The sequence below is a fragment of the Labrys sp. E2SS-1L genome (genome assembly GCF_057073705.1).
Window position 1 is genome coordinate 99,250 of record NZ_CP172714.1, and the last position, 20,585, is coordinate 119,834.

The 20,585-nt window shown below is 58.8% G+C and carries 16 protein-coding genes and 1 pseudogene; 8 read left to right on the forward strand and 9 right to left on the reverse strand.

Annotation, left to right across the window (positions count from 1 at the left end):
* Positions 1-328: 328 nt before the first annotated feature.
* The gene (locus ACIGJE_RS33345) at positions 329-1,189 is read right to left on the reverse strand and encodes a LysR family transcriptional regulator (RefSeq protein ID WP_483681544.1); all 861 of its coding nucleotides are present in this window, start codon (positions 1,187-1,189) and stop codon (positions 329-331) included.
* Between the two features lie 140 nt (positions 1,190-1,329).
* Between ACIGJE_RS33345 and ACIGJE_RS33350 the strand changes: the two genes are divergently transcribed.
* From ACIGJE_RS33350 to ACIGJE_RS33370, 5 genes are all read left to right on the forward strand, one after another.
* Positions 1,330-2,082 carry an alpha/beta fold hydrolase gene (locus ACIGJE_RS33350; RefSeq protein ID WP_483681546.1) on the forward strand — a complete coding sequence of 251 codons (753 nt, stop codon included), beginning with the start codon at positions 1,330-1,332 and terminating at the stop codon, positions 2,080-2,082.
* A gap of 140 nt (positions 2,083-2,222) precedes the next feature.
* A complete protein-coding gene (locus ACIGJE_RS33355; RefSeq protein WP_367626568.1) occupies positions 2,223-2,525 on the forward strand; it encodes an EthD family reductase in 303 nt (100 codons plus the stop codon).
* Between the two features lie 154 nt (positions 2,526-2,679).
* Positions 2,680-3,504: an oxidoreductase gene (locus tag ACIGJE_RS33360; RefSeq protein WP_483681548.1), complete on the forward strand. Its 825-nt coding sequence runs from the start codon at positions 2,680-2,682 to the stop codon at positions 3,502-3,504.
* A 51-nt stretch (positions 3,505-3,555) separates the two neighbouring features.
* Positions 3,556-4,404 (forward strand): alpha/beta fold hydrolase, encoded by an 849-nt coding sequence (locus tag ACIGJE_RS33365; RefSeq protein ID WP_483681550.1) that lies wholly within the window; start codon positions 3,556-3,558, stop codon positions 4,402-4,404.
* A 100-nt stretch (positions 4,405-4,504) separates the two neighbouring features.
* Positions 4,505-5,035 carry a VOC family protein gene (locus ACIGJE_RS33370; protein ID WP_483681552.1) on the forward strand — a complete coding sequence of 177 codons (531 nt, stop codon included), beginning with the start codon at positions 4,505-4,507 and terminating at the stop codon, positions 5,033-5,035.
* A 209-nt stretch (positions 5,036-5,244) separates the two neighbouring features.
* Here the strand turns inward: ACIGJE_RS33370 and ACIGJE_RS33375 are convergent.
* From ACIGJE_RS33375 to ACIGJE_RS33385, 3 genes and pseudogenes are all read right to left on the reverse strand, one after another.
* Positions 5,245-5,857 (reverse strand): annotated as a pseudogene (locus ACIGJE_RS33375) (NADPH-dependent F420 reductase); the annotation flags it as partial.
* Positions 5,858-6,005: 148 nt separating this feature from the next.
* Positions 6,006-6,821: an oxidoreductase gene (locus tag ACIGJE_RS33380; protein WP_483681788.1), complete on the reverse strand. Its 816-nt coding sequence runs from the start codon at positions 6,819-6,821 to the stop codon at positions 6,006-6,008.
* A gap of 177 nt (positions 6,822-6,998) precedes the next feature.
* Complete coding sequence (locus tag ACIGJE_RS33385; protein WP_367626385.1) at positions 6,999-7,577, reverse strand: TetR/AcrR family transcriptional regulator; 579 nt, start codon at positions 7,575-7,577, stop codon at positions 6,999-7,001.
* Between the two features lie 86 nt (positions 7,578-7,663).
* On the opposite strand from ACIGJE_RS33385, the gene ACIGJE_RS33390 reads away from it, so the two are divergent.
* Both ACIGJE_RS33390 and ACIGJE_RS33395 read left to right on the forward strand, forming a co-directional pair.
* Entirely contained in the window at positions 7,664-8,776 is a 1,113-nt protein-coding gene (locus tag ACIGJE_RS33390) for an efflux RND transporter periplasmic adaptor subunit (RefSeq protein ID WP_483681554.1), read from the forward strand.
* Entirely contained in the window at positions 8,776-11,892 is a 3,117-nt protein-coding gene (locus ACIGJE_RS33395) for an efflux RND transporter permease subunit (protein ID WP_483681556.1), read from the forward strand. Before ACIGJE_RS33390 ends, ACIGJE_RS33395 begins: the two co-directional genes overlap by 1 nt.
* 900 nt (positions 11,893-12,792) lie before the next feature.
* On the opposite strand, the gene ACIGJE_RS33400 is transcribed toward ACIGJE_RS33395, so the two are convergent.
* The 4 genes from ACIGJE_RS33400 to ACIGJE_RS33415 are packed head-to-tail and all read right to left on the reverse strand — an operon-like array spanning position 12,793 to position 18,149.
* Positions 12,793-13,599, reverse strand: a complete 807-nt coding sequence (locus ACIGJE_RS33400) for a crotonase/enoyl-CoA hydratase family protein (protein WP_483681558.1) — start codon at positions 13,597-13,599, stop codon at positions 12,793-12,795.
* 43 nt (positions 13,600-13,642) lie between these two features.
* Positions 13,643-15,394, reverse strand: coding sequence for an acyl-CoA dehydrogenase family protein (locus ACIGJE_RS33405; protein ID WP_483681560.1), 1,752 nt, complete (start codon positions 15,392-15,394; stop codon positions 13,643-13,645).
* Positions 15,391-17,016 carry an AMP-binding protein gene (locus ACIGJE_RS33410; protein ID WP_483681562.1) on the reverse strand — a complete coding sequence of 542 codons (1,626 nt, stop codon included), beginning with the start codon at positions 17,014-17,016 and terminating at the stop codon, positions 15,391-15,393. Before ACIGJE_RS33410 ends, ACIGJE_RS33405 begins: the two co-directional genes overlap by 4 nt.
* A 29-nt stretch (positions 17,017-17,045) precedes the next feature.
* On the reverse strand, positions 17,046-18,149 hold the full coding sequence (locus ACIGJE_RS33415; RefSeq protein ID WP_483681564.1) for a glycine cleavage T C-terminal barrel domain-containing protein: 1,104 nt from the start codon (positions 18,147-18,149) through the stop codon (positions 17,046-17,048).
* 114 nt (positions 18,150-18,263) lie between these two features.
* Between ACIGJE_RS33415 and ACIGJE_RS33420 the strand changes: the two genes are divergently transcribed.
* Complete coding sequence (locus ACIGJE_RS33420) at positions 18,264-19,175, forward strand: LysR substrate-binding domain-containing protein (RefSeq protein ID WP_483681566.1); 912 nt, start codon at positions 18,264-18,266, stop codon at positions 19,173-19,175.
* Positions 19,176-19,642: 467 nt separating this feature from the next.
* Here the strand turns inward: ACIGJE_RS33420 and ACIGJE_RS33425 are convergent, their stop codons facing one another.
* Entirely contained in the window at positions 19,643-20,368 is a 726-nt protein-coding gene (locus ACIGJE_RS33425) for a DUF4336 domain-containing protein (RefSeq protein WP_483681568.1), read from the reverse strand.
* Between the last annotated feature and the right edge of the window lie 217 nt (positions 20,369-20,585).

The following is a 20,585-nucleotide window of genomic DNA, read 5'->3' on the forward strand; positions in this document are numbered from 1 at the left end:
CATTGCGAATGAGGAACGCTTCACCAATATCACACCACGATAGGCCCGCGGGGTTGCACTGTGACCGATGCTAACGGGAAGCGTTCGATAAAGTTCTGGCAGAACAGCTCCTCGCGAACGACGAGGCGCGGTCATATGCGGTGCCGGTGCTCGACATCAGTGGGATCAGCACAACGTTCCTCAAGACCTTCCTTGATCGCTAGGCGCAGCATGCGACGATGATCGAATTCCAGGCAACCGGGCACCGGATCCCCGACGAGCGACAGGCCGAGACGACTGCAGCGATCTTGGAGTTTCTCGGGTAATCTTGAATCATCTAGGCCGCACATCATGCAGTCGCATTCAGGAGATGGTCCGATACGGTCGAGATGAACGCACGAAGACGCTGAAGACGTCGTAGGTCCCGGTGATATCCCATCCAGATGTCTCGCGCCGGCGGCGGCGTCGGCAGTTCCAGTCTGCGGATACCCGGGATCTGATTGCCGACGACGCGGGGCAGGACAGCGATGCCGACGCCTTGCCTGCACATGCGCCCCTGAACGTTGCGGTTGTTCGATCGCAGGACCGGTCTCGCATTGGGGAAACTCTCGATGAGCCACGCGATGTCAGGGAAATGGCCCGTGGATGTGTCATGGGTGATCAGCCGGCAACCGGTCCCATCACCATATTTTGGATCAGCCGCCTCCTCGGCGATGTAGACGCCGTATTCAAGCCTGAAGAGCCGCCGCTGAACGATATCGGCAGTGTTGAACGGCACGATACGAAAAGCGACGTCGGCTTCCCGCTGGGCGAGGTTGAACTGGCGCGTGCCGGTCAAGATCTCGACGTCGACATCGGGGTAGGTTTTCGAGAAATCCGCCAGGATAGGAGGGAGGACATAGGCCCCAAACCAGTCCGCTGATGAAATGCGCAGACTGCCTTTGAGATTCTGCTCCTGCCCCGCAAGCCGGCGCTGCATGGCCAGCACACCTTCTTCCATCTGCTCGGCCAGCGCGATGATCCCGTGGCCCTCCTCTGTCAGCACAAGACCGTCCGCTGTGCGCTGGAAGAGCGTGTGACCGATCGCCTGCTCAAGTGCGCGAAGGCGCCTGCCGACGGTCGGATGGCTTGTCTGGAGAGAACGCGCGGCGCCGCCGAGCGTACCGGATCGCGCAATAGCAAGAAAGATTCTGACGTCACTCCATTCCATCGCGATCATCCAAACAAAAATGAACGCGGAGAATACATGTATGTCAGTTTAAGAACAAATTTAAACATCTAAATTCCCACTATCGGTCCATCGGGACCGTCTCTCATGTCTCACCTCATGCCATTCGGAAGGATCGGCAAATGTCTCTCAAATCTCTCTATCTCGGTGCTGCGGCTCTAGCAGTGGTGTTCGGCGCACCTTCCGCTTTCGCGCAGCCGGCCCAAAATGTGATTTTGGTCCATGGCGCGTTGGTCGATGGCAGCGGCTGGAGGGGCGTTTATGAGCGCCTGGTCGCCAAGGGCTTGAAAGTCACGGTCGTTCAGGAACCGAACACTTCGCTGGCGGATGACGTTCAGTCGGTTCACCGCGCTATCGAGCAGCAAACCGGGCCGGTCATCCTCGTCGGCCACAGCTATGGTGGTCAGATCATCACCGAAGCCGGCGTCGATCCGAAGGTTTCGGCACTTGTCTATGTCGCGGCCATCGTCCCAGATGTTGGCGAGGGCGTAGGCGATCTTTTTGAGAAGTGGCCGAGTCCGACCGCGGACGCGTTCAAGTCGACTTCTGACGGCTTCCTGCTGTTCGATCCCGCGAAGTTCCGAGCCGGATTCGCCGCTGACCTGTCCAAGGGCGAGACGGATTTCATGGCTAACTCGCAGGTGCCGGTTTCGGCGAAGATCCTCGGAACCAAGACGCAGCACGTGGCCTGGAAGACCAAGCCGAGCTACGGCATCGTGGCCGGGCTGGACATGGCTGTCAGCGCCGAGGCGGAGCGGTCTATGTACAAGCGGGCAAGTGCGACGGTCACCGAGGTGCCCGGTGCCAGCCACGCGGTTTATATCTCGCATCCGCGCGAAGTCGCCGATGTCATCGCCGAAGCGGCGAGCAAATGAAGCCGATGCCCTGATGTTCAGGCTCAGGGCTGCGGAAGTTTCGTGACCCACGCGCCGAAGCCACCCCTGCGGCTTCGGCATCGCGACCGGCCAACTCGTCGGCGCGGGTCTCGGTCCGACGATCGCAAATAAGGACTTCGATGATGATCACGATGCTGGTGACCTATGCGGGCGATGAGCAAGCGCCGTTCAACCGCGATCATTGGATCAACATACACTTCCCGCTCGTGCGGGAAAGTTGGGAACCTTATGGGCTGGTCAGCGCCGGCGGGTTCTTTCCGCAGGGTGATGGCGCCGGGCTGATCGCGGTCGGCTTCGTCAACTTCCGCGACGAGGCCGCCATGGAAGCGGCGCTCAATTCGCCGGAGACCGCTCAGGTAATGGCTGACGTCGAGATCGTCACCGCCGTCAAACCGCAGCGCAGCATCGTGAAGCAGCTCTGAGCGGCGCATCGGTGCCTGTCGATTGCGCAGGCCGCCGATCTCTCCGGGTCTGCGCCCTGCCATTGAAGTTGAAAGCCATGAGTTCTGGCAATCCACCTTCGCCAGCGTTAGCCGGTCCCCTGGCATCGTCTGAAAACAACTAGGAGAAAAAGTCATGAAAACGTGGCTCATCACAGGCTGCTCAAGCGGCTTTGGGCGGCGGCTCGCGCTCGCTGCAGCACAGCGCGGCGATCGGGTCATCGCAACGGCCCGCAATGTCAAGATGATCGAGGACATGGCCGAGCCTTTCGGCGGCCGCATGATCACTTTGCCACTCGACGTGACTGATGCGGCGGCAGCCAAGGCAGCGGTCGCAAAGGCGGTCGAGACCTTCGGCGGGTTTGACGTGCTCGTGAACAATGCCGGCTACGCCCTGTTCGGCGCGATCGAGGAAGGCACGCCCGAGGAATATCGGCCGATGTTCGAGGTGAACGTCTTCGGTCTGATCGAAACCACCAGAGCCGCCTTGCCCATCCTGCGACGTTCTGGCGGAACGATCGTCAATATGTCGTCCGGCGCGGGCATCGAGGGCCGCGGCGGCGGGGGTTATTACCACGCCGCCAAATTTGCCGTGGAAGGGATTTCCGAAGCGCTTGCCGGCGAGCTGAAGCCGTTCGGCATTCGTGTGCTGATCGTCGAGCCCGGGCCGTTTCGCACCGATTTCCTTGGCCGTTCGATCACGATGGCGGCCAACGAGATGCCGGAATATGCCGCGACCTCCCGCAAGCGCTATCGCGAAACGAACGACGGCAATCAGGCGGGCGATCCCGACAAGGCCGTCGCGGTGATACTGCAGGCAGTCGATGCCGATAACGCCCCGCTTCACCTGCCGCTCGGCCCGGCTGCGCACTCGATCGCAGAGCGAAAGCTGGCGGCCTTCCGCGGCGATATCGACGCCTGGCGCGACATCACCATCGCCACCGATTTCGACCAGCCCTGATCGCTGGCCGCGAGCTCTGTTTGAACGTCAACATCTGACTGGAAAGCGATCATGATCGCAGCTTGGAAGGGGTTTACCCAACAACTGGTGCCGGTGAATGGCATCAAGATCAACGCCGTCACCGGTGGCTCAGGCCCGCCGATCCTTCTGCTTCACGGCTGGCCGGAAACATGGTGGGAATGGCACCATGTGATGCCGCCGTTGGCCGAGCATTTCAGCGTGGTGGCCATGGATCTGCGCGGTGCGGGTTTTTCCGACTGCCCGCTTGGTGGATATGACAAGGCGACGATGGCGCGCGATGCGCACGAGGTCATGGTAGCTCTTGGGTATGAACGCTACGCCGTGTGCGGCCATGACATTGGCGGAATGGTGGCGTTGCCGCAGGCTGCCATCTATCGGGAGGCTGTTACCCACCTGGCCGTCCTCGACGTCCCGCTTCCCGGCTGGACGCAATGGGAGGCGACGACGGGAAAAATCTGGCACTTTAGCTTCCATATGAACCGGGATCTACCGGAGCGACTGATCCACGGCCGTGAATATGACTATGTTTCGGCCTTCATGGCTGAGCGGTTCTACGATCACAGTACCTTCGATTCGGCGGACATCGAGATCTACGCGAAAGCAATGGCCCTTCCTGGCCGCACGCGCGGCGGTATGGAATGGTATCGCACCCTCACCGCCGACCATGCGGCCGCACTCGGGTACAAAAAGCAACCGCTCAAGATACCGGTGTTAGGTCTCGGCGGGGAGCAGCGTTTCGGTGCACAAATGGTGCCTATGCTTGAGGAGTTTGCCAGCAATGTAACAGGCGGCCCGATTGCGCGGAGCAGCCACTATGTAGCGGACGAGCGGCCGGATGAAGTCGCAGCCGCTCTGATCGATTTCCTCAAGGCCAACTAAAATACCGCACCGCCCCGTCGTGGAGGTCGGATCACGACATCGCAACGGGTTGCGCCCACACCTGTCGCGTTCGATCGACAAAACAAGAAAGGAAACTACCATGACCGCACCTCAAATTCGCGGCGTCAATCATATCGGCATCACGGTGCCCGACATCGAAGCAGCAAAATTGTTCCTGGTGGAAGCTTTCGGGGGCCAAGTGATTTATCAATCCTTCGGACCACAGGATCCGCCGCGGCAGGGACCCGAATTCGAGCGGGCCGTCGGCGCTTTCCCCGGAACGGTCGTGCGTGCGCAGGCGATGGTCAAGATCGGCACCGGACCTGACATCGAGCTTTTCGAAATGCACGGCACCGAACAAGCCCAGCCGGTTCGAGCGAGCGACTTCGGCATTACGCACTTCGGTGTCTACACCGACGACATCGATGCATCGGTCGAGCGCTTCGAGAAGGCGGGAGGCACCCCCCTCACCGCGCCGCGCGCTATTCCCTATGCAACCGAGAAAGGTCCTGGAAACAAGGTCTGTTACTGCCGCATGCCGTGGGGCACGACGATGGAATTCATCACCACCCCGGACCGCATGGCCTATCATGACGAGACGAATCTGCGCAGGTGGCAGGACGAAGACTGAGCAGAACGCGAAAAAGGATCCGCATCGTTTAAGCCGCGGCAATGCTGACACTGTCGGAAGGTTCGACGGCCTTGTCACGTTAACATGGGAAATGGCGAGGGCCGATGTACATCGAGTGGCATGAGCCTGCCCGTCAGATACAAGCTCCGCCGATTTCCATTTGCGATCATCGCCCATCAGGGGGACAACATTCCACGCGTTCTCACAGATTGAAGCGCGGATTCCAATTCGCGTAACGTAAGCTCCATACAATAGGCAGGCGTGCCTGGCTGCTGACGCCACGAGTCATTGATGCCTCCTGCATCCAGCACATTGAAGCCGGTTGCCTCCACCAGCGCCATGGGTGTGACCTTGAACTTTGCATCATCGCTGGCGACCGGAATAGCGATGTGTCCAGGTTGCCCTCCCGGCTACCTTCCTTCGGCAAGCGTTGTTGCCAAGACGACGTTCCAGGCTTTCACCACCGGGCGCCCTATCTGCTCACCGACCCAGATGCTCTCAGGCTTGCCCGCATCGACTTCTGCGATCGAGCCATCACGAAATGGGTAGTAATTTGATGTGTCGATCACGGCGACGCCGGCCGGAACGTTGTCAAAAAGATGAGCGAGATCCCGAGAGCCCGCGAACGGTATCGCAAGAATGATCATGTCCCCCCTCAACCGCTTCTTCCTTCGAAACGGCTGATGCTCCTATTTCTCGGGAGAGTTCGCGAATGGTATCGGGTCCCTTTGAATTTGCGAGCTTGACCTCGTGGCCGCAAGCGGCAAGCTTTGGCGCGAGGACAGTGCCAAAATTGCTAGCACCAACGATTCCAATCTTCATAATAATATCTTTTCAAAAACGCGTTTTGGTCCGTCAATATCGTTCAGTTGAACGCAATATTGGAATTTATCTGGAGATAAATCATCGCTCATTAGCAAAGGCAAAACGTGTCGAGCCACTTTTCTACGTATTTTCCTCAATCTTGAAGTCAATTTGGTAGGCCATTTTGCTTGCGGAGGCTCTTGTCGAATGCAGATTCTGGTACGAGGCGCCGTAACAAGCTGATGCGACGCGCCATCTTTCCCGCTGCATAGCGCTTTCTAGGAGCGGCGGCGGTCGCTGCTTCGACGATTGTCTTGGCAACGATCTCAGGCGCATCTCCGCCTTCGATTGCTTTGCGCAAGACGCGGTTCATGATTGCCCGCGGAGAGTCGTAGATACCGAGCAAACTGTCGGGTCTTGTGAGATTTTCTTCAAACGATGTTCGGGTATAAGCAGGCTCGACCAACACGACGCGAATTCCAAATGACCGCACTTCGTGATCGAGCGATTCAGAATAGCCTTCGATGGCGTGCTTGGTCGAAGCATACAGCGCGGAATAGGGGGCGGGGATCAAACCGAGGACCGAGCTCAAATTGACGATTCTGCCTTTCTCCTGTCTGCGCATTATGGGCAACACAGCGCGGGTAACCCGCAAAACGCCGAAAACGTTCACGTCGAACAAGGCCTGAGCCTGGACAATGGAGGACTCTTCCGCGCCGCCCAGCAAACCAATACCAGCATTGTTGACCAGCAGATCGATGCGACCGGCTTCGGCCGACACCCGGTCGATCAGTTTTGCGACGGATTCATCGTCGGTCACGTCACAGGTCAACATGGTGATGCCGTCGACGTCTTCGGCGCCTGCCCGACGGCTGGTTCCGAACACGCGAAAGCCAGCTTGCCGCAGAGCTTTTGCCGTTGCACGCCCGATGCCGGTGGATGCGCCAGTCACCAAGGCGACACCAAGATCAGTTTTGGTCATGGAGATTGTTTCTTTCTCTAGGTTGTGAATCAGCTGCGGATTTACGAGCAGCAGTTCATGGATGTGACCGGAGTTCATCGGCTTGCAGTCGTCGGTGGCGCGTTTATCGACCAGACCAGAATGGCTTCACTTGGCACGGGTCTAATTTAAACCGGGTCACCGGCGGCGATTGTCGTTTCAGGTTGCGACGGTCTCACGGATATGATGCGCAGCCGAAGTCAGAAAACTCTGCGCAAGCTCAGGGTCGTTCACCACGCGCGATAGCGTCAATGCGCCAAGCATTGTCGAAAGAATGGCCATTGCCTTGCCGTTCGTTGGCTCGCCGTCCGGCCCGGGAAGCATGCTGCCGAGCGCCTCAAGATGCGTCTTAATTCCGGCTTCGAACGAGTCCTTCACGCTTGTGCCCTGTCTTGCTGCATCAGAGCCCAGCGCCGCAATCGGACAGCCGTCCATCTTCTCCTGGCTGTGCTCCATGCTGAGATAGAAGCCCAGCACTGCGCCAAGCGGATCGTCAGGATTTGCCGCAACTGCGGCGGCCCATCTTTGCCCAGCGCTTTCCATCGCTCGTTTGGAGGCCTGCGCCGCCAGATCCTCCTTCGACGTAAACTGCTTGTAAAAGGCGCCCTGGGTCAGGCCAGCTCCCTTCATCAAGTCCTTGAGCCCGATGCCGTCAAAGCCGTGCTCGCGAAAAAGGCGGCCCGACACATTGATCACGGCTTGGCGGTTTTCCTCGGCCTGAACGCGACTTACCCGCATCACTGATCCTCGTATTTAGATTGCACTCGTAATCTATATCAGATATAGAGGTCGAACGCAATCTATCTTTCAAAGAGGCCACGGACATGAAACTGAAGCCCGTTCTGGTTGGGGCAGGTGCACTGGTCGCAGCATTGGGCGTGGCCGGGTTCGTTGTGCTTTTGGCGCGGCCCCACGAAGCTTCGGCTGAAAGCGACCCCAGACAGGAACCGCCTTTGGTCAGAGTGATACGGGCAGGCAACGCGGTCGAAAACGAGCGCAGCTTCACCGGCCTCATCGGGGCCAGGGTGCAGAGCAATCTCGGCTTTCGCGTTCCCGGCAAAATCCTGGAACGCCTGGTTAATACGGGTGAACAGGTGAAGGGCGGCCAACCGTTGATGCGGATCGACGAAACGGATCTTCGCCTCGCAGTGACGGCAAGGCGCAACGCTGTTGCCGCAGCACGGGCTGCCTTGGTTCAGGCGAGCGCAGACGAGAAGCGATATGCAACATTGGTGAAGAGCGGACTGGCAGCGACCCCGCAACGTTATGACCAGGCCAAGGCGGCCCTCGATACCGCCCAGGCACAAGTTGCCGCGGCCGAGGCGGATGCCAAGGTTGCAGAAAACGAGGCGACCTATTCCGTCCTGGTCGCAGATGCAGATGGAACGGTCGTCGAGACACTCGGGGAGCCAGGTCAAGTTGTCTCCGCGGGCCAGCCTGTCGTTCGGCTTGCCGTGGCCGGGCCTCGCGAAGCAGTGGTGGCCCTTCCCGAGACGATGCGGCCTACGATCGGTTCTGTAGCCGAGGCGACTCTTTTTGGAAGCGACGAACATCCCTACACGGCGCATCTGCGCCAGTTGTCGGATTCTGCCGATCCGCAGACCCGCACTTACGAGGCTCGCTATGTGCTCGATGGCAAAGCCGCGACAGCTCCGCTCGGCGCAACAGTTACCATTCGAGTCGCAAGCCAAGCGGACCAGCCGCAGCGCCAGATTCCTCTTGGAGCCGTGCTTGATGACGGCAGCAAGACCGGCGTCTGGATACTCGATCCAGCCACCTCGACTGTGCATTTCCGCCCTATACACCTTGTTCGCATGAGCAGCGAAACGGCCGTGATCTCCGGGCTGAACGAAGGAGACTCCGTTGTCTCCCTCGGGGCTCATCTCCTCCAGGAAGGCGCACGCGTCAAGACCGTGTCTGAGAGCGGGAGCCGGTGATGTCGTTCAATCTTTCCGCGATCGCAGTGCGTGAACGGGCTGTTACCCTGTTCTTCATTCTCCTGCTGGTGGCTGCGGGCGCATATGCCTTCGTCATGCTCGGACGGGCGGAGGATCCCAATTTCACCATCAAGACACTGACCGTCACGACCGCATGGCCCGGCGCCACGGCGCGCGAGATGCAGGACCTCGTCGCCGAACCGCTGGAGAAGCGGCTTCAGGAATTGACCTGGTACGACCGTGTCGAGACGACGACGCGGCCCGGCTATGCCTATATGACGGTAACACTGAAGGACAGCACACCTCCGTCCATCGTGCAGGAGGAATTCTATCAGGCCCGCAAGAAGTTGGGAGACGAGGCTCGCAATCTGCCGCCCGGCGCCCTCGGCCCGTTCGTCAACGACGAATATTCGGACGTGAGTTTCGCCCTTTATGCGCTCAAGGCCAAAGGCCTTCCGATGCGCGAACTGGCCAGGCAGGCCGAGACCATCCGCCAGGAACTCCTGCATGTTCCCGGCGTGAAGAAGATCAACATCATTGGTGAGCGCCCCGAGCAGATATTTGTCGAGTTCTCCTATCCCAAACTGGCAACTCTGGGTGTATCGGCCCAAGATATCGTCACTGCCTTGCAGCGACAGAACACTGTCACTCCAGCGGGCTCCATCGATACCCAGGGTCCGCAGGTTTTCATTAGGGTCAATGGGGCCTACGACAGCGTCAAGACGATTGCCGATACACCGATCGTTGCTGCAGGGCGAACGTTGAAGCTTTCCGACATCGCCGACGTCCGCCGCGGATACGAAGACCCACCCACCTACATTATCCGACGTCAGGGCGAACCCACCATCATGCTCTCCGCAGTCATGCAGGAGGGATGGAACGGACTAGAGCTCGGCAAGGCGCTCGAGGCGAAGTCCGCAGCAATCGCCCAGGCGATGCCGCTTGGGCTGACGCTTGAAAAGGTTACCGACCAGGCTGTCAACATCTCCTCGGCAGTTGACGAATTCATGCTGAAGTTCGCGATGGCCCTCGGCGTGGTGCTGCTGGTGAGCCTGCTCAGCCTCGGCTGGCGCGTTGGCATCGTCGTGGCGGCTGCCGTGCCGCTCACGCTTGCTGTTGTCTTCCTTATCATGCTGGAAACCGGCCGGTTCTTCGACCGCATCACCTTGGGCGCACTGATCCTTGCACTTGGCCTGCTGGTGGACGACGCGATCATCGCCATCGAAGTCATGGTGGTGAAAATGGAAGAGGGCATGGATCGCATCAAGGCGGCGGCTTATGCCTGGAGCCACACCGCTGCACCCATGCTCTCCGGGACACTGGTGACCATCGCTGGTTTCCTGCCGGTGGGATTTGCCCGATCCACGGCGGGGGAATACGCCGGCAACATCTTCTGGGTTGTTGGCTTCGCCCTTATTGTCTCCTGGATCATCGCAGTCGTCTTCACCCCTTATCTGGGCGTCAAGATGCTTCCGGCGTTCAAGCCGATCGAAGGCGGACATCACGCGATCTACGATACGCCGAACTATCGGCGCTTGCGGCACCTCATCACATTTGCCGTGCGCCACAAATTCGTCACCAGCGCCATCGTTGGTATTGCCTTCGCTCTCTCGGTTGTCGGCATGGGGGCCATCAAACAGCAATTCTTCCCGACATCCGATCGTCCCGAAGTGCTGGTGGAGGTACGCCTGCCCGAAGGCACGAGCATCGAGACGACGACGGCCACGGTCAAAAAGTTGGAGAAGTGGCTGGACCGCCAGCCCGAGGCCAAGATCGTCACAAGCTATGTCGGGCAAGGCGCGCCGCGCTTCTTCTTTGCGATGGCGCCCGAACTGCCCGACCCAGCCTTTGCAAAGATCGTCGTCCTGACGCCAGACGCTGAAGCGCGTGAAGCTTTGAAGCATCGGCTCCGAGCGGCTCTGGCACAAGGACTTGCTCCCGAAGCCTATGCGCGTGTCACTCAACTCGTGTTCGGGCCCTATACGCCTTTCCCGGTCGAGTTCCGGGTGATGGGCCCCGATCCTGCGCAACTGTACGGGATCTCCCAAAAGGCTCTCGATATCATGCGCAGTGTGCCGGACGTCAGGCAGGCTAACCGTGACTGGGGCAATCGCACGCCCGTGCTTCGCTTTGTTCCCGATCAGGATCGTCTGAACCTCATTGGTCTCTCGCCGGCGGAGGTGAGCCAGCAGTTGCAGTTCCTCCTCACCGGCATCCCCGTTACCCAGGTTCGCGAGGATATACGCAATGTCCCTATTGTGGCGCGTAGTTCCGGCGGCGAGCGCCTGGATCCGACACGCCTTCAGGATTTCTCATTGATGAGCCGGGACGGCCGGCAGATCCCGCTTGGCCAGATCGGACACTCTGAAATCCGTCTGGAAGAGCCGATCCTGAAACGCCGTGACCGCACGCCCGTCATTACGATCCGTTCCGACATCAATGAGGCGACCCAGCCTCCAGAGGTATCCAAGCAAATCATGTCGGCCCTTCAACCGCTGATCGCATCACTCCCGTCTGGCTACCGCATTGAAATCGGCGGGTCGATCGAGGAAGCTGCCAAGGCCAATGTTGCCTTGGGCAAGGTCTTCCCGGTCATGATCGCCGCCACGTTGATTGTCATCATGCTGCAGGTGCGATCCTTCTCGATGATGGCCATGGTGTTGTTGACCGCACCGCTCGGGCTTGTAGGTGTCGTGCCTATGTTGCTGGCGTTCAATCAACCTTTTGGATTCAATGCGATCCTGGGGCTGATAGGACTGGCTGGCATCCTGATGCGCAACACGCTGATCCTGACCGAGCAGATCAAAGAGAACCGGGCAGCTGGCCTCGACGATTATCACGCTGTTATCGAGGCCACGGTGCAGCGCACAAGACCAGTGATCCTGACCGCACTCGCAGCCGTGCTGGCGTTCATTCCCCTCACGCATTCCGTCTTCTGGGGATCGATGGCCTTCACGCTGATCGGCGGCACGGCGGCGGGCACGGTGCTCATCTTGCTGTTCCTCCCAGCGCTCTATGCTGCGTGGTTCCGGATCAAGCCGACTGCGATTGACTTCCATTCGCAGACTTCCGCGGGCGAGCAAATAAGCTCGCACGCAGCGATTGCCACCGAATAAGGCACTATCATTGGCTCGAGTACTCTGTGTTATTCCGAGTAGCGGGATTGGAGATGAGGACGTAGTCCACTTCAGGGCTTTGATGATGCTTTCAAGAATTCAACGGCGGCTTCGGCGCAAACGCAAAAACCGTCCTGACGGCCAGATCAGGACGATTATTGATTTATGACAGGATTGGTTGCGGGGGGAGGCCGCAACCAATTCTTACACCGCGGCGCTCTCCAGTTTCCGAATTCGCGATCTTTCTCGACGGATTACGATGTAGGCGATTGTTCCTCCATTCATGGAGGCAAGTAGAGTACCGTTGACCTTGCCCCCGATTGGCTGGAGGCAAGCCTGTCATCCGTTCTCTAGCAAATGAATTAGCAGGTCCATTGATGCCTTGCAGTCATCGAACGCGCTAACGAAGATGTAGACTTCGTCGCGCGACCAAATCAGCGGAGGGCGTAGCCTGAGCATGTTGGGCGTGCCCTCCCAATAAGGATGTTGCGGGCGAGCATGTCTTCAATGAGCCGCGCGATCTGTGTGATAGCCGGCTCCTTTGTCAAGCGATCTACCACCAGTTCCACGCCGGTCATCAGGCCAAAAACGCGAAACAGATGGAGATCGGACCCCGATATCTTCATGCAAGCAGATTGCACCAAATGCATTGGATGGCAATTCCTGCGGAGGTCTGAGGGTGATGCAGCGTGCAAACGTCAGCGGCGCGGAGTTCTGCGGAACGGCGCATTCCTTGAATGTGCCACCTTTTCGTCGCGGGGGAATGCCGTCGCTCAGCGCGCGGTAAGATGCTCCGTGCAGGCTTTCGATACCGACAGCCGTTACTTCGCCCACGCAAAGGCACCGGCCCTAGCGACGCAACCTTGCCAAATCGCGCTTCTGTCAGAACAATCCCGAATATTAATTGTTGGGCCGCACGCGTGCCGCGCTCTTATCCGCGAAGGCGGCGAGTCGAGCACGCGCTTCGGGCTGTGTGTTCACCACACCCGCGACGACAGCCTCAGCATAAGCGGCATCCAGCGCGGACATATTTTGCATGTGGCTCACAGCAGAGCAAATTGCAAAGTTAGACAGCGGCAGGTTCTGCGCCGCCTTGTGAGCAAGTTCCAGGGCCTTCTCGAAGCTCGATCCTTTGACAATGTACTGCGCGAGCCCCAGATCGACCGCTTCTTGCCCCTGATACACCCGCCCCGTCAGCATCATGTCGATCATGCGCGACTTGCCCACCAGATCAGCGACCCGGATAGTGGCGCCGCCGCCGGTGAAAAGTCCACGTTGGCCTTCAGGCAGCCCAAAATAGGTCGTCTTATCCATCACCCGGATATGGGCGGCGCTGGCCAGCTCCAGCCCACCTCCCACAACGGCGCCGCTAAGAGCCGCGATGATTGGCACGCCACCATATTCCATCTTGTTAAAGGCCTCGTGCCAGCGCAGGCAAATATGCATGAAATCCGCCGGACTACGGTCAGCTTGATGGTGTTCAATCAAGTCTAGTCCGGCGCAAAAATGGTCTCCTGAGCCAGCCAACACAATCGCGCGGATACCCGCGCGAGGAGCGGTGGAAAAAAAGTCGACCAGTTCTTCGATCGTGTTTGCATCTAGCGCATTGCGTTTGGTGGGACGGTTCAGGGTTACGACCCAAACCCCTTCGTCATGAGCCTCGACGGCAAGGTTCTCGTATCGGGCGACGTCGATTTGGATGGCCATGTTGCGGTCCAGTTCGCGAGGTGAAGATGGGTGATGGATCAAATCAGAATCCGACGTCCAACAGGCTTGCGGCGCCGTCCATGACACGGGCTCGCTGAAGGTCGGCCTCAATGAGAATGTGTTGGGCATAGAATCGGGCCGTGGCAATTTTGGCCATCATGAACTCGGGATCTCCACCCTCCTCCAGTCCCGCTTCAGCGACAAGGGCCGAGCGGGCCAGTTGCCAGCCCGCGACAAGATTGCCAGCCAGCATCAGGTAGGGCACGGCGCCTGCATAAGCGACGTTCAAATCCGTTGGCCTGACCGCAATTAGATAGGCAACGGCAGACTCGAATGCTTCGCGCGCGCAACATAGCTGCCTTGCGATCTCTTGCGCGGCGGGTGAGCCTTGCCGAAGAGCATTTTCTGTTTGAGCTATCATTGCAGCAATGCGTCTCGCCGTTGATCCACCGTCTCGAAGAGTCTTGCGGCCCAGCAGATCATTGGCCTGGATGGCTGTTGTGCCCTCGTAGATCGGCAAGATTCGCGCGTCGCGGTAGTGCTGGGCAACGCCGGTTTCTTCGATAAATCCCATGCCACCATGAATCTGCACGCCGGTTGAAGCTATCTGTAAGCTCATCTCGGTGCAGAAGCCCTTGACCAGCGGCACAAGAAACTCGGCTATCGCCAAGGCCTCCGCTCTCAGTTCCGGCGTCGCGGCAAACTGCGCACGGTCCTGCCATCCTGCGGCCGAGGCGGCAAGGGCCCGGCACCCTTCGGTCGTGGCGCGCATGTGCGCCAGCATGCGACGGACATCCGGGTGACGGATAATGGGAACGGCCTCAAGTGAGGAACCATCGGCTGGACGGCTCTGGATACGGGTCTTTGCGTAGGACAGAGCCATTTGATAGGTACGCTCCGCTATCGCAATCCCTTGAACGCCTACGGCGAAGCGGGCTGCGTTCATCATCGTGAACATGATTTCCAACCCGGCGTTTTCGCGGCCGATTAGAAAGCCGGTAGCGCCTTCGAATTCCAGCATGCAGGTCGGGCTCGCCCTGACGCCGAGCTTGTGCTCGATGCTGTGACAGCGGAGTAAATTTTGCACTCCGTGTTCGCCACTTTCGTCCACCAGCCGTTTCGGCACCAGAAACAGGCTGATACCTTTGACGCCGCCGGGCGCGCCTGGCGTTCGAGCAAGGACGAGGTGGATAATATTCTCGGCCAGATCGTGCTCGCCATATGTGATGAAGATTTTTGTTCCGAAGATCTGATAGCTGCCATTCGCCTGGCGTTCGGCCCTTGTCCGTATCAGGGCCAGATCGCTGCCCGCCTGTGGCTCGGTCAGATTCATCGTGCCGGTCCATCTGCCGGAAACCAGCTTGTGCAAATAGGTCTGTTGGATTTCAGGCGACCCGAAACGGAGAAGCGCCTCGATCGCGCCATCGGTCAACAGTGGGCATAGCGCAAAACTCATATTCGCCGCGTTGACGATTTCAGTAGCGGCAGCGGCGACAGTGTGGGGCATATCATGCCCACCGAATTCAGTCGGGTGCCGCAATCCCTGCCAGCCCATGGCCACGAACTTGGCATAGGCCTCACGGAAGCCGGGCGGCGTTTGGACCCGACCTCTGTCATAATGCGAGCCAACGCGGTCGCCCGCAGCATTCAGCGGCGCGATTTCCTCAGCACAAAAGCGGCCGAACTCCTCGAGGACCACCAAGGCCGTCTCAAGATCACTGCCCGCATCGCCCGACCATGGCGCGATATGGGTGATATTGAACATCAGGTCCTTGACCGGTGCTTCAAATGTCATGCTAAAGGCCCCAGGTCACGGGCTGCTGCCCGGAGAATGAACTTCTGGATCTTGCCTGTCGCGGTTTTGGGCAACGGGCCGAACACCACGGTTTTCGGCGCTTTGAAATGGGCGATATGGGCGCGACAGAAGGCAATGATTTCCGCCTCGGTCACGCTCGCGCCCTCGCGTAGTTCGACAAAGGCGCATGGGCTTTCGCCCCATTTTGGATGCGGACGGGCCACCACAGCCGCAACACTGATCGCGGGATGTCGGTATAGAATGGACTCGACCTCGACCGACGAGATGTTTTCACCACCTGAGATGATCACGTCCTTCAGCCGGTCTCGGATTTGAAGATAGCCGTCCGGATGCACCACCGCAGCATCGCCGGACCAGAACCAGCCAGACTCGAAGGCCGCCGCGGTGGCGGTCGCGTCTTTGTAATATCCCTTCATCACCGTGTTGCCGCGAATGGCGATCTCCCCCTGTGTCAGCCCATCCCGTCGCACATCCGCGCCAGTCTCTCGGTCGACCACGCGGATGTCTTCGACCATCGGAAGGGCGACGCCCTGCATCGCCTGTTTTTCAGCTCTTGCAGAAACAGACAGGGCTTCCCACTCGTCCTGCCAAAGACATTGGGAAATATGACCGTAGGTTTCGGTCAATCCGTACACCTGCATCACATTCAGGCCAATTTGCGCGGCCTTTTCCAGAACTGCAGGCGGAGGCGGTGCACCTGCGGTCATGACCCTTATCTGGGGATTGAAGGGTTGCGCGGAAGCATCTCGGCCCTCGCACAGCATTTGCAGCACGATGGGGGCAGCTCCCATATGGGTAACTCGGTGCGCCGCCATGGCTTCCAGCAATTTGCCAGGCGAGGCATCGCGGGTAAAAACCAAGTTGGCTCCAACGATCGCCATCGACCACGGATGAGTCCAGCCGTTGCAGTGAAACATGGGCACGACTGATAGGTAGGTCGGGTGCTGCGGCAAGGCCCATGCTGCAATCGTCCCCATCGCCATCAGATAGGCGCCGCGGTGGTGATAGATCACTCCCTTCGGCCGCCCCGAAGTGCCCGAAGTATAGTTGAGCGCCAGCGCCTGCCACTCGTCCTTGGGTAGCTCCCATCCCATGGGAGGATGAGCCGCCAGATCCTCGTAGCTGCGTTCGCCGAACCCGGCAGAAGGTGGGGCCTGAGCATCGACAATATCAACCACGGGGAGGGTGTTGCCATTCAATCGAAAGGCTTCACGCAGCAGGGGTACGAAGGCTGTATCGGCAATCACCAGCGTCGAGTCCGAATGCGCCAGGATATAGGCGACGGTTTCCGGCTCCAGGCGGGTGTTAATCGTATTCAACACGGCCCCTAGCAAGGGTACCGCATAGTGTAGTTCGAAGAGTTCAGGAATGTTTGGCGACAATACCGAAATCGTGTCCCCGGGCCCCACACCCAAAGCCGCCAGCCCCGCAGCGACCGAGCGGCAGCGAGTGCCAGTTTGCGCCCATGTGCGCCTTATATAGCCATAGGTCACCGCAGTGTGGTCGGAGTAGACCAGCTCGGCCCTTTTCAGGAACGACAGCGGAGACAGGGCCACGTAGTTGGCGTCATGGCGGCGGGCTGCGTCGTAGTGTTGTTTCATGCTCTGATCCTATGGCCCGGGCCTCGACGTTACAGAAAAGGCAACTCTACGAGCATGGCAGAAACCGGCCCCTGATCGCGCATCACTTGCACCGTTTCGCCCGCGGGCACGCTTACGTCGATCAGCGCATAGCCGATGTTCGCTTTCAGACGCGGCGACCAGACGCAATTGGTCATCATGCCGATGCGCTGGCCATTGCGGATGACGTCTTGGCGGCGGAAGCCCAGGGGAGCAGGGGCATCGCCTTCAAGCACCAACCCGAGTTGATGGCGTTTCACACCCTCCATCTTGATCCGGCGCAGGGCCTGGATACCCACGACGTCATCGGCGACATCAAGATCAACGTACTTGCCCAGACGCACCTCAAACGGATTGGTCGCATCGTCGGTATCACCACCGACCGACACAAGCCCGCTTTCGGTGCGCTCCGCCGTGGCGGGAGCGCCTGGGCCGATGCCCCATGGCTGGCCCGCCTCTTTGAAGATATTCCAAAGCTGAGTGCCCCGACACCCGTCTTTCAGATAAATCTCGAACCCGCCTTGCTTGGACCAGCCAGATCGCTGAACGGCCACCGGAATACCTTCAATTTCGGTCTCCTTGAACCAGAAATACTTCAGCTGTCGAATCCAATCGCCTAATACATGCGCCACGACATCCTCGGCTTTCGGACCTTGCAGCGCCATGGGGGAGACGTCAGGCTCGCTGACCTCAATGGTTAGGCCACGTTCGGCAGCAATGGCGCCAGCCCAGAACCAGATGTCGCTGTCGGCAATCGATAGCCAATAAAGGTCATCCGCCAACTTCAGCAGGATCGGATCATTGATGACCGTGCCTCTGTGATTGCATAGCGGCACATATTTGCCCTGACCGACTTTGCAGCTGGACAGATCGCGCGGTGACAGGATCTGCGCCAGGCGGCCCGCATCCGGCCCTTTCAGTTGCACCTGGCGCTCCACGCCGACATCCCATTGAGAGACGCCGTTGATCAGTCGCCAGTATTCCGCCTCGGGATCACCATATGACGTGGGCATGATCATCCGGTTATAGATGCTGGCCGCGGTCATACCTTCGGCGACGGCCGAGGCGTAAAACGGTGACGGCCGCAATCGCGCCGTTGGGAAAACTGAAAACATCGGCCCCTCCCCCTATGGTCGACAACTAATGATCCGGCTGGCGGGGTTTCGTCAAAGGACGTATTAGGGGGGCATGCCTATACAAAAAGTTATGACTGTGTTTTGGAGCGCGTTATGAACCCTTACCTCCCGCCTCTGACATGGCTACGCGCATTCGAAGCCTCGGCCCGGACGCTCAGTTTCACCCATGCCGCCTCCGAATTGCACATCACGCAAGCCGCCGTCTCCAAACATGTAAAATCGTTGGAGCACCATCTGCACCATGTGCTGTTCATCCGCCGCCCGCGCGGCCTGGAGCTCACCAAATCGGGCGCCGCCTATTTGCCCAAGGTGCAGGATGCGATGGAACGGCTGGCTATCGGCACGCGTGAAGTGTTTGGCCAGCGTCGGACTAGTTCGCTGACAGTGCGATGCGCCATTTCCTTCGCCGTCAATTGGCTGGCTCAGCGCTTGCCCGAATATCTCGAGCGTTATCCGGGCAAGAACATCCGCTTGCTGTCGAGCGTCTGGAACGACGCTTCTGACGCGCCGGACTTCGATCTCGATATACAATATGGCACCGGGCACTGGCCTGGGTTCAACAGCCATCGCCTGACTTGGGAAACCATCACGCCCCTTTGCTCGCCCGACTTGCCTGGCCGCTATCCTCTGAACAGTCCGCAGGACTTGCGTCATCATCGTCTGCTTCACGTGCTGGGTTATCATGAAGGCTGGGGCATCTGGCTACAGGCAGCCGGAGCCCAGCACGTCGATGCCGGTTCAGGGTTACATCTCGACACGTCCTTGACGGCATTTGAATTGGCGGCGGACTGTGCAGGCGTAGCATTGGGCCGCAGTTCCCTTGCTGGACATGCCCTGGCCTCCGGCCGATTGATAGCGCCGTTTCCTCTCGCGGTGCCTATCGATGAAGCGTTTCACCTGATCCAACCAGCAGGCAGCAGCCGCCATCCAGATGCCCCATTGTTTGTCGAATGGCTGCTGTCCGCCGTACAGAAGTCGGAAAGCACCCACAATCACGCAAGGTAAATGTCCATGAGGCAGCGCTCGCGTCGATGACGATCAGCTTCGTCAGCCGCATCAGATCGTAATTCCCACCGCGAAGGGCGCGAGCGATCCGACGCCATTATGGATCGGCATCGCCCAGGGACCCTATTGACGCGTTTATATTCGGGGAGTTGCGATGCTGATCGGCATGGAATCCACGTGCCGATTCACACGTATTTTGGGAGAAAGCGACATAAACTACGGTTCTTGCGGCGAACATTCGACTCATAACAAGAACTCCCTAGCGACCGATCTGCCGGAACCGGTGCCATCGTCACCGAGAAATCGCTGAATCCAGGCGAATAATCAAACGCTTGGCCCAGACAGAATTTCTTGAATCGATACGACACCGACTGAGCCCGACGCTGATTTGGAAGTCTCATCTTCCGTTGAAGCGGTACTCTTGTCCTGGTAAGGGCCAGCCGTTGATCGGCTCTTGCTCGGTGGTATTAGGCCCCCCGCAGAGATAAATCATCGAGGCCGAGGACTTTCGACCAGGCGGCAGCCGCAACTTCATGTGCGTCTTGATCGATCAGATCGCCGTGCGACAACACAATCCGCCGAAAGTCCCAGGCCAGTATGCGTCTCAGCGATATCGCCAGTGAATTCCGATCGTTCCGCCCCATCCTGTACTCGGGCGCTGGTCCAGGCTTCCCCCATATCCGCAACACATATTTTAACCACAACTTCAATGCTCCCCCTGTGTTGGGTGTCGCATCCGTGAAGTTCTCGATGAGGTCAACAAGGATCAGCGTTTGGCTGGCGCGGTGATACATTGCAACTTCACGCATGATGCGCGTCCCTTGCACCAGCACCTGGTCAATTTCTCCCGCCCAGCCCGCAGGCGCTACGTCACCGAGAATGCCATCGTACTTCAGGTCGGGCCGTTTTATTTCAATACCCGGACAGATCCACGTGCTTGCACTAGGAAATGCGATCTGCGCCGAGGATGCGTGCAAATGGTGAAAATTTCCAGGGACGACAATGTGGCCCACCGAGCCGATTGCCGAGATTTCCTCGGCTATGGATGCAGTGATATGGCAAGGCGAATGCAGCATGACCAGGCCAGAGGCGAGCCGGATCGTCGTCATGCGTGCTTCGAACTTCGTCCCCGCCAGTCGAATAGGATAGGTGCAAAGCCATATTTGGTCGGAGATGTAGCTGGTGAGGGCCATCTCGTTTCCTCGCTGGCACCCACAAAGGGGTGCTGTGTCAGCTATACCGCTGATGGTTGGTTTGTTCTAAGTGGGGGCAAGCGGCGTTGAGAGGAGGCGGACGATGAGTGCGGATCAGCTGGAATGATCTCCGTCCCGTTTCCGCGCAAAATTCAGAAATGAACAGAACAGCCACTTCCATATAAGCTCAAATATTATTTTTGTTTAATTCACAATA

Bases quoted from the DNA above. Each gene is read 5' to 3' on its own strand.
- ACIGJE_RS33420 (WP_483681566.1), top strand. From the start codon at position 18,264: ATGAACCCTTACCTCCCGCCTCTGACATGGCTACGCGCATTCGAAGCC.
- ACIGJE_RS33380 (WP_483681788.1), bottom strand. From the start codon at position 6,821: ATGACCAAAACTGATCTTGGTGTCGCCTTGGTGACTGGCGCATCCACC.
- ACIGJE_RS33345 (WP_483681544.1), bottom strand. From the start codon at position 1,189: ATGGAATGGAGTGACGTCAGAATCTTTCTTGCTATTGCGCGATCCGGT.
- ACIGJE_RS33405 (WP_483681560.1), bottom strand. From the start codon at position 15,394: ATGACATTTGAAGCACCGGTCAAGGACCTGATGTTCAATATCACCCAT.
- ACIGJE_RS33370 (WP_483681552.1), top strand. From the start codon at position 4,505: ATGACCGCACCTCAAATTCGCGGCGTCAATCATATCGGCATCACGGTG.
- ACIGJE_RS33415 (WP_483681564.1), bottom strand. From the start codon at position 18,149: ATGTTTTCAGTTTTCCCAACGGCGCGATTGCGGCCGTCACCGTTTTAC.
- ACIGJE_RS33410 (WP_483681562.1), bottom strand. From the start codon at position 17,016: ATGAAACAACACTACGACGCAGCCCGCCGCCATGACGCCAACTACGTG.
- ACIGJE_RS33390 (WP_483681554.1), top strand. From the start codon at position 7,664: ATGAAACTGAAGCCCGTTCTGGTTGGGGCAGGTGCACTGGTCGCAGCA.
- ACIGJE_RS33360 (WP_483681548.1), top strand. From the start codon at position 2,680: ATGAAAACGTGGCTCATCACAGGCTGCTCAAGCGGCTTTGGGCGGCGG.
- ACIGJE_RS33365 (WP_483681550.1), top strand. From the start codon at position 3,556: ATGATCGCAGCTTGGAAGGGGTTTACCCAACAACTGGTGCCGGTGAAT.
- ACIGJE_RS33400 (WP_483681558.1), bottom strand. From the start codon at position 13,599: ATGGCCATCCAAATCGACGTCGCCCGATACGAGAACCTTGCCGTCGAG.
- ACIGJE_RS33350 (WP_483681546.1), top strand. From the start codon at position 1,330: ATGTCTCTCAAATCTCTCTATCTCGGTGCTGCGGCTCTAGCAGTGGTG.
- ACIGJE_RS33355 (WP_367626568.1), top strand. From the start codon at position 2,223: ATGATGATCACGATGCTGGTGACCTATGCGGGCGATGAGCAAGCGCCG.
- ACIGJE_RS33425 (WP_483681568.1), bottom strand. From the start codon at position 20,368: ATGGCCCTCACCAGCTACATCTCCGACCAAATATGGCTTTGCACCTAT.
- ACIGJE_RS33385 (WP_367626385.1), bottom strand. From the start codon at position 7,577: ATGCGGGTAAGTCGCGTTCAGGCCGAGGAAAACCGCCAAGCCGTGATC.
- ACIGJE_RS33395 (WP_483681556.1), top strand. From the start codon at position 8,776: ATGTCGTTCAATCTTTCCGCGATCGCAGTGCGTGAACGGGCTGTTACC.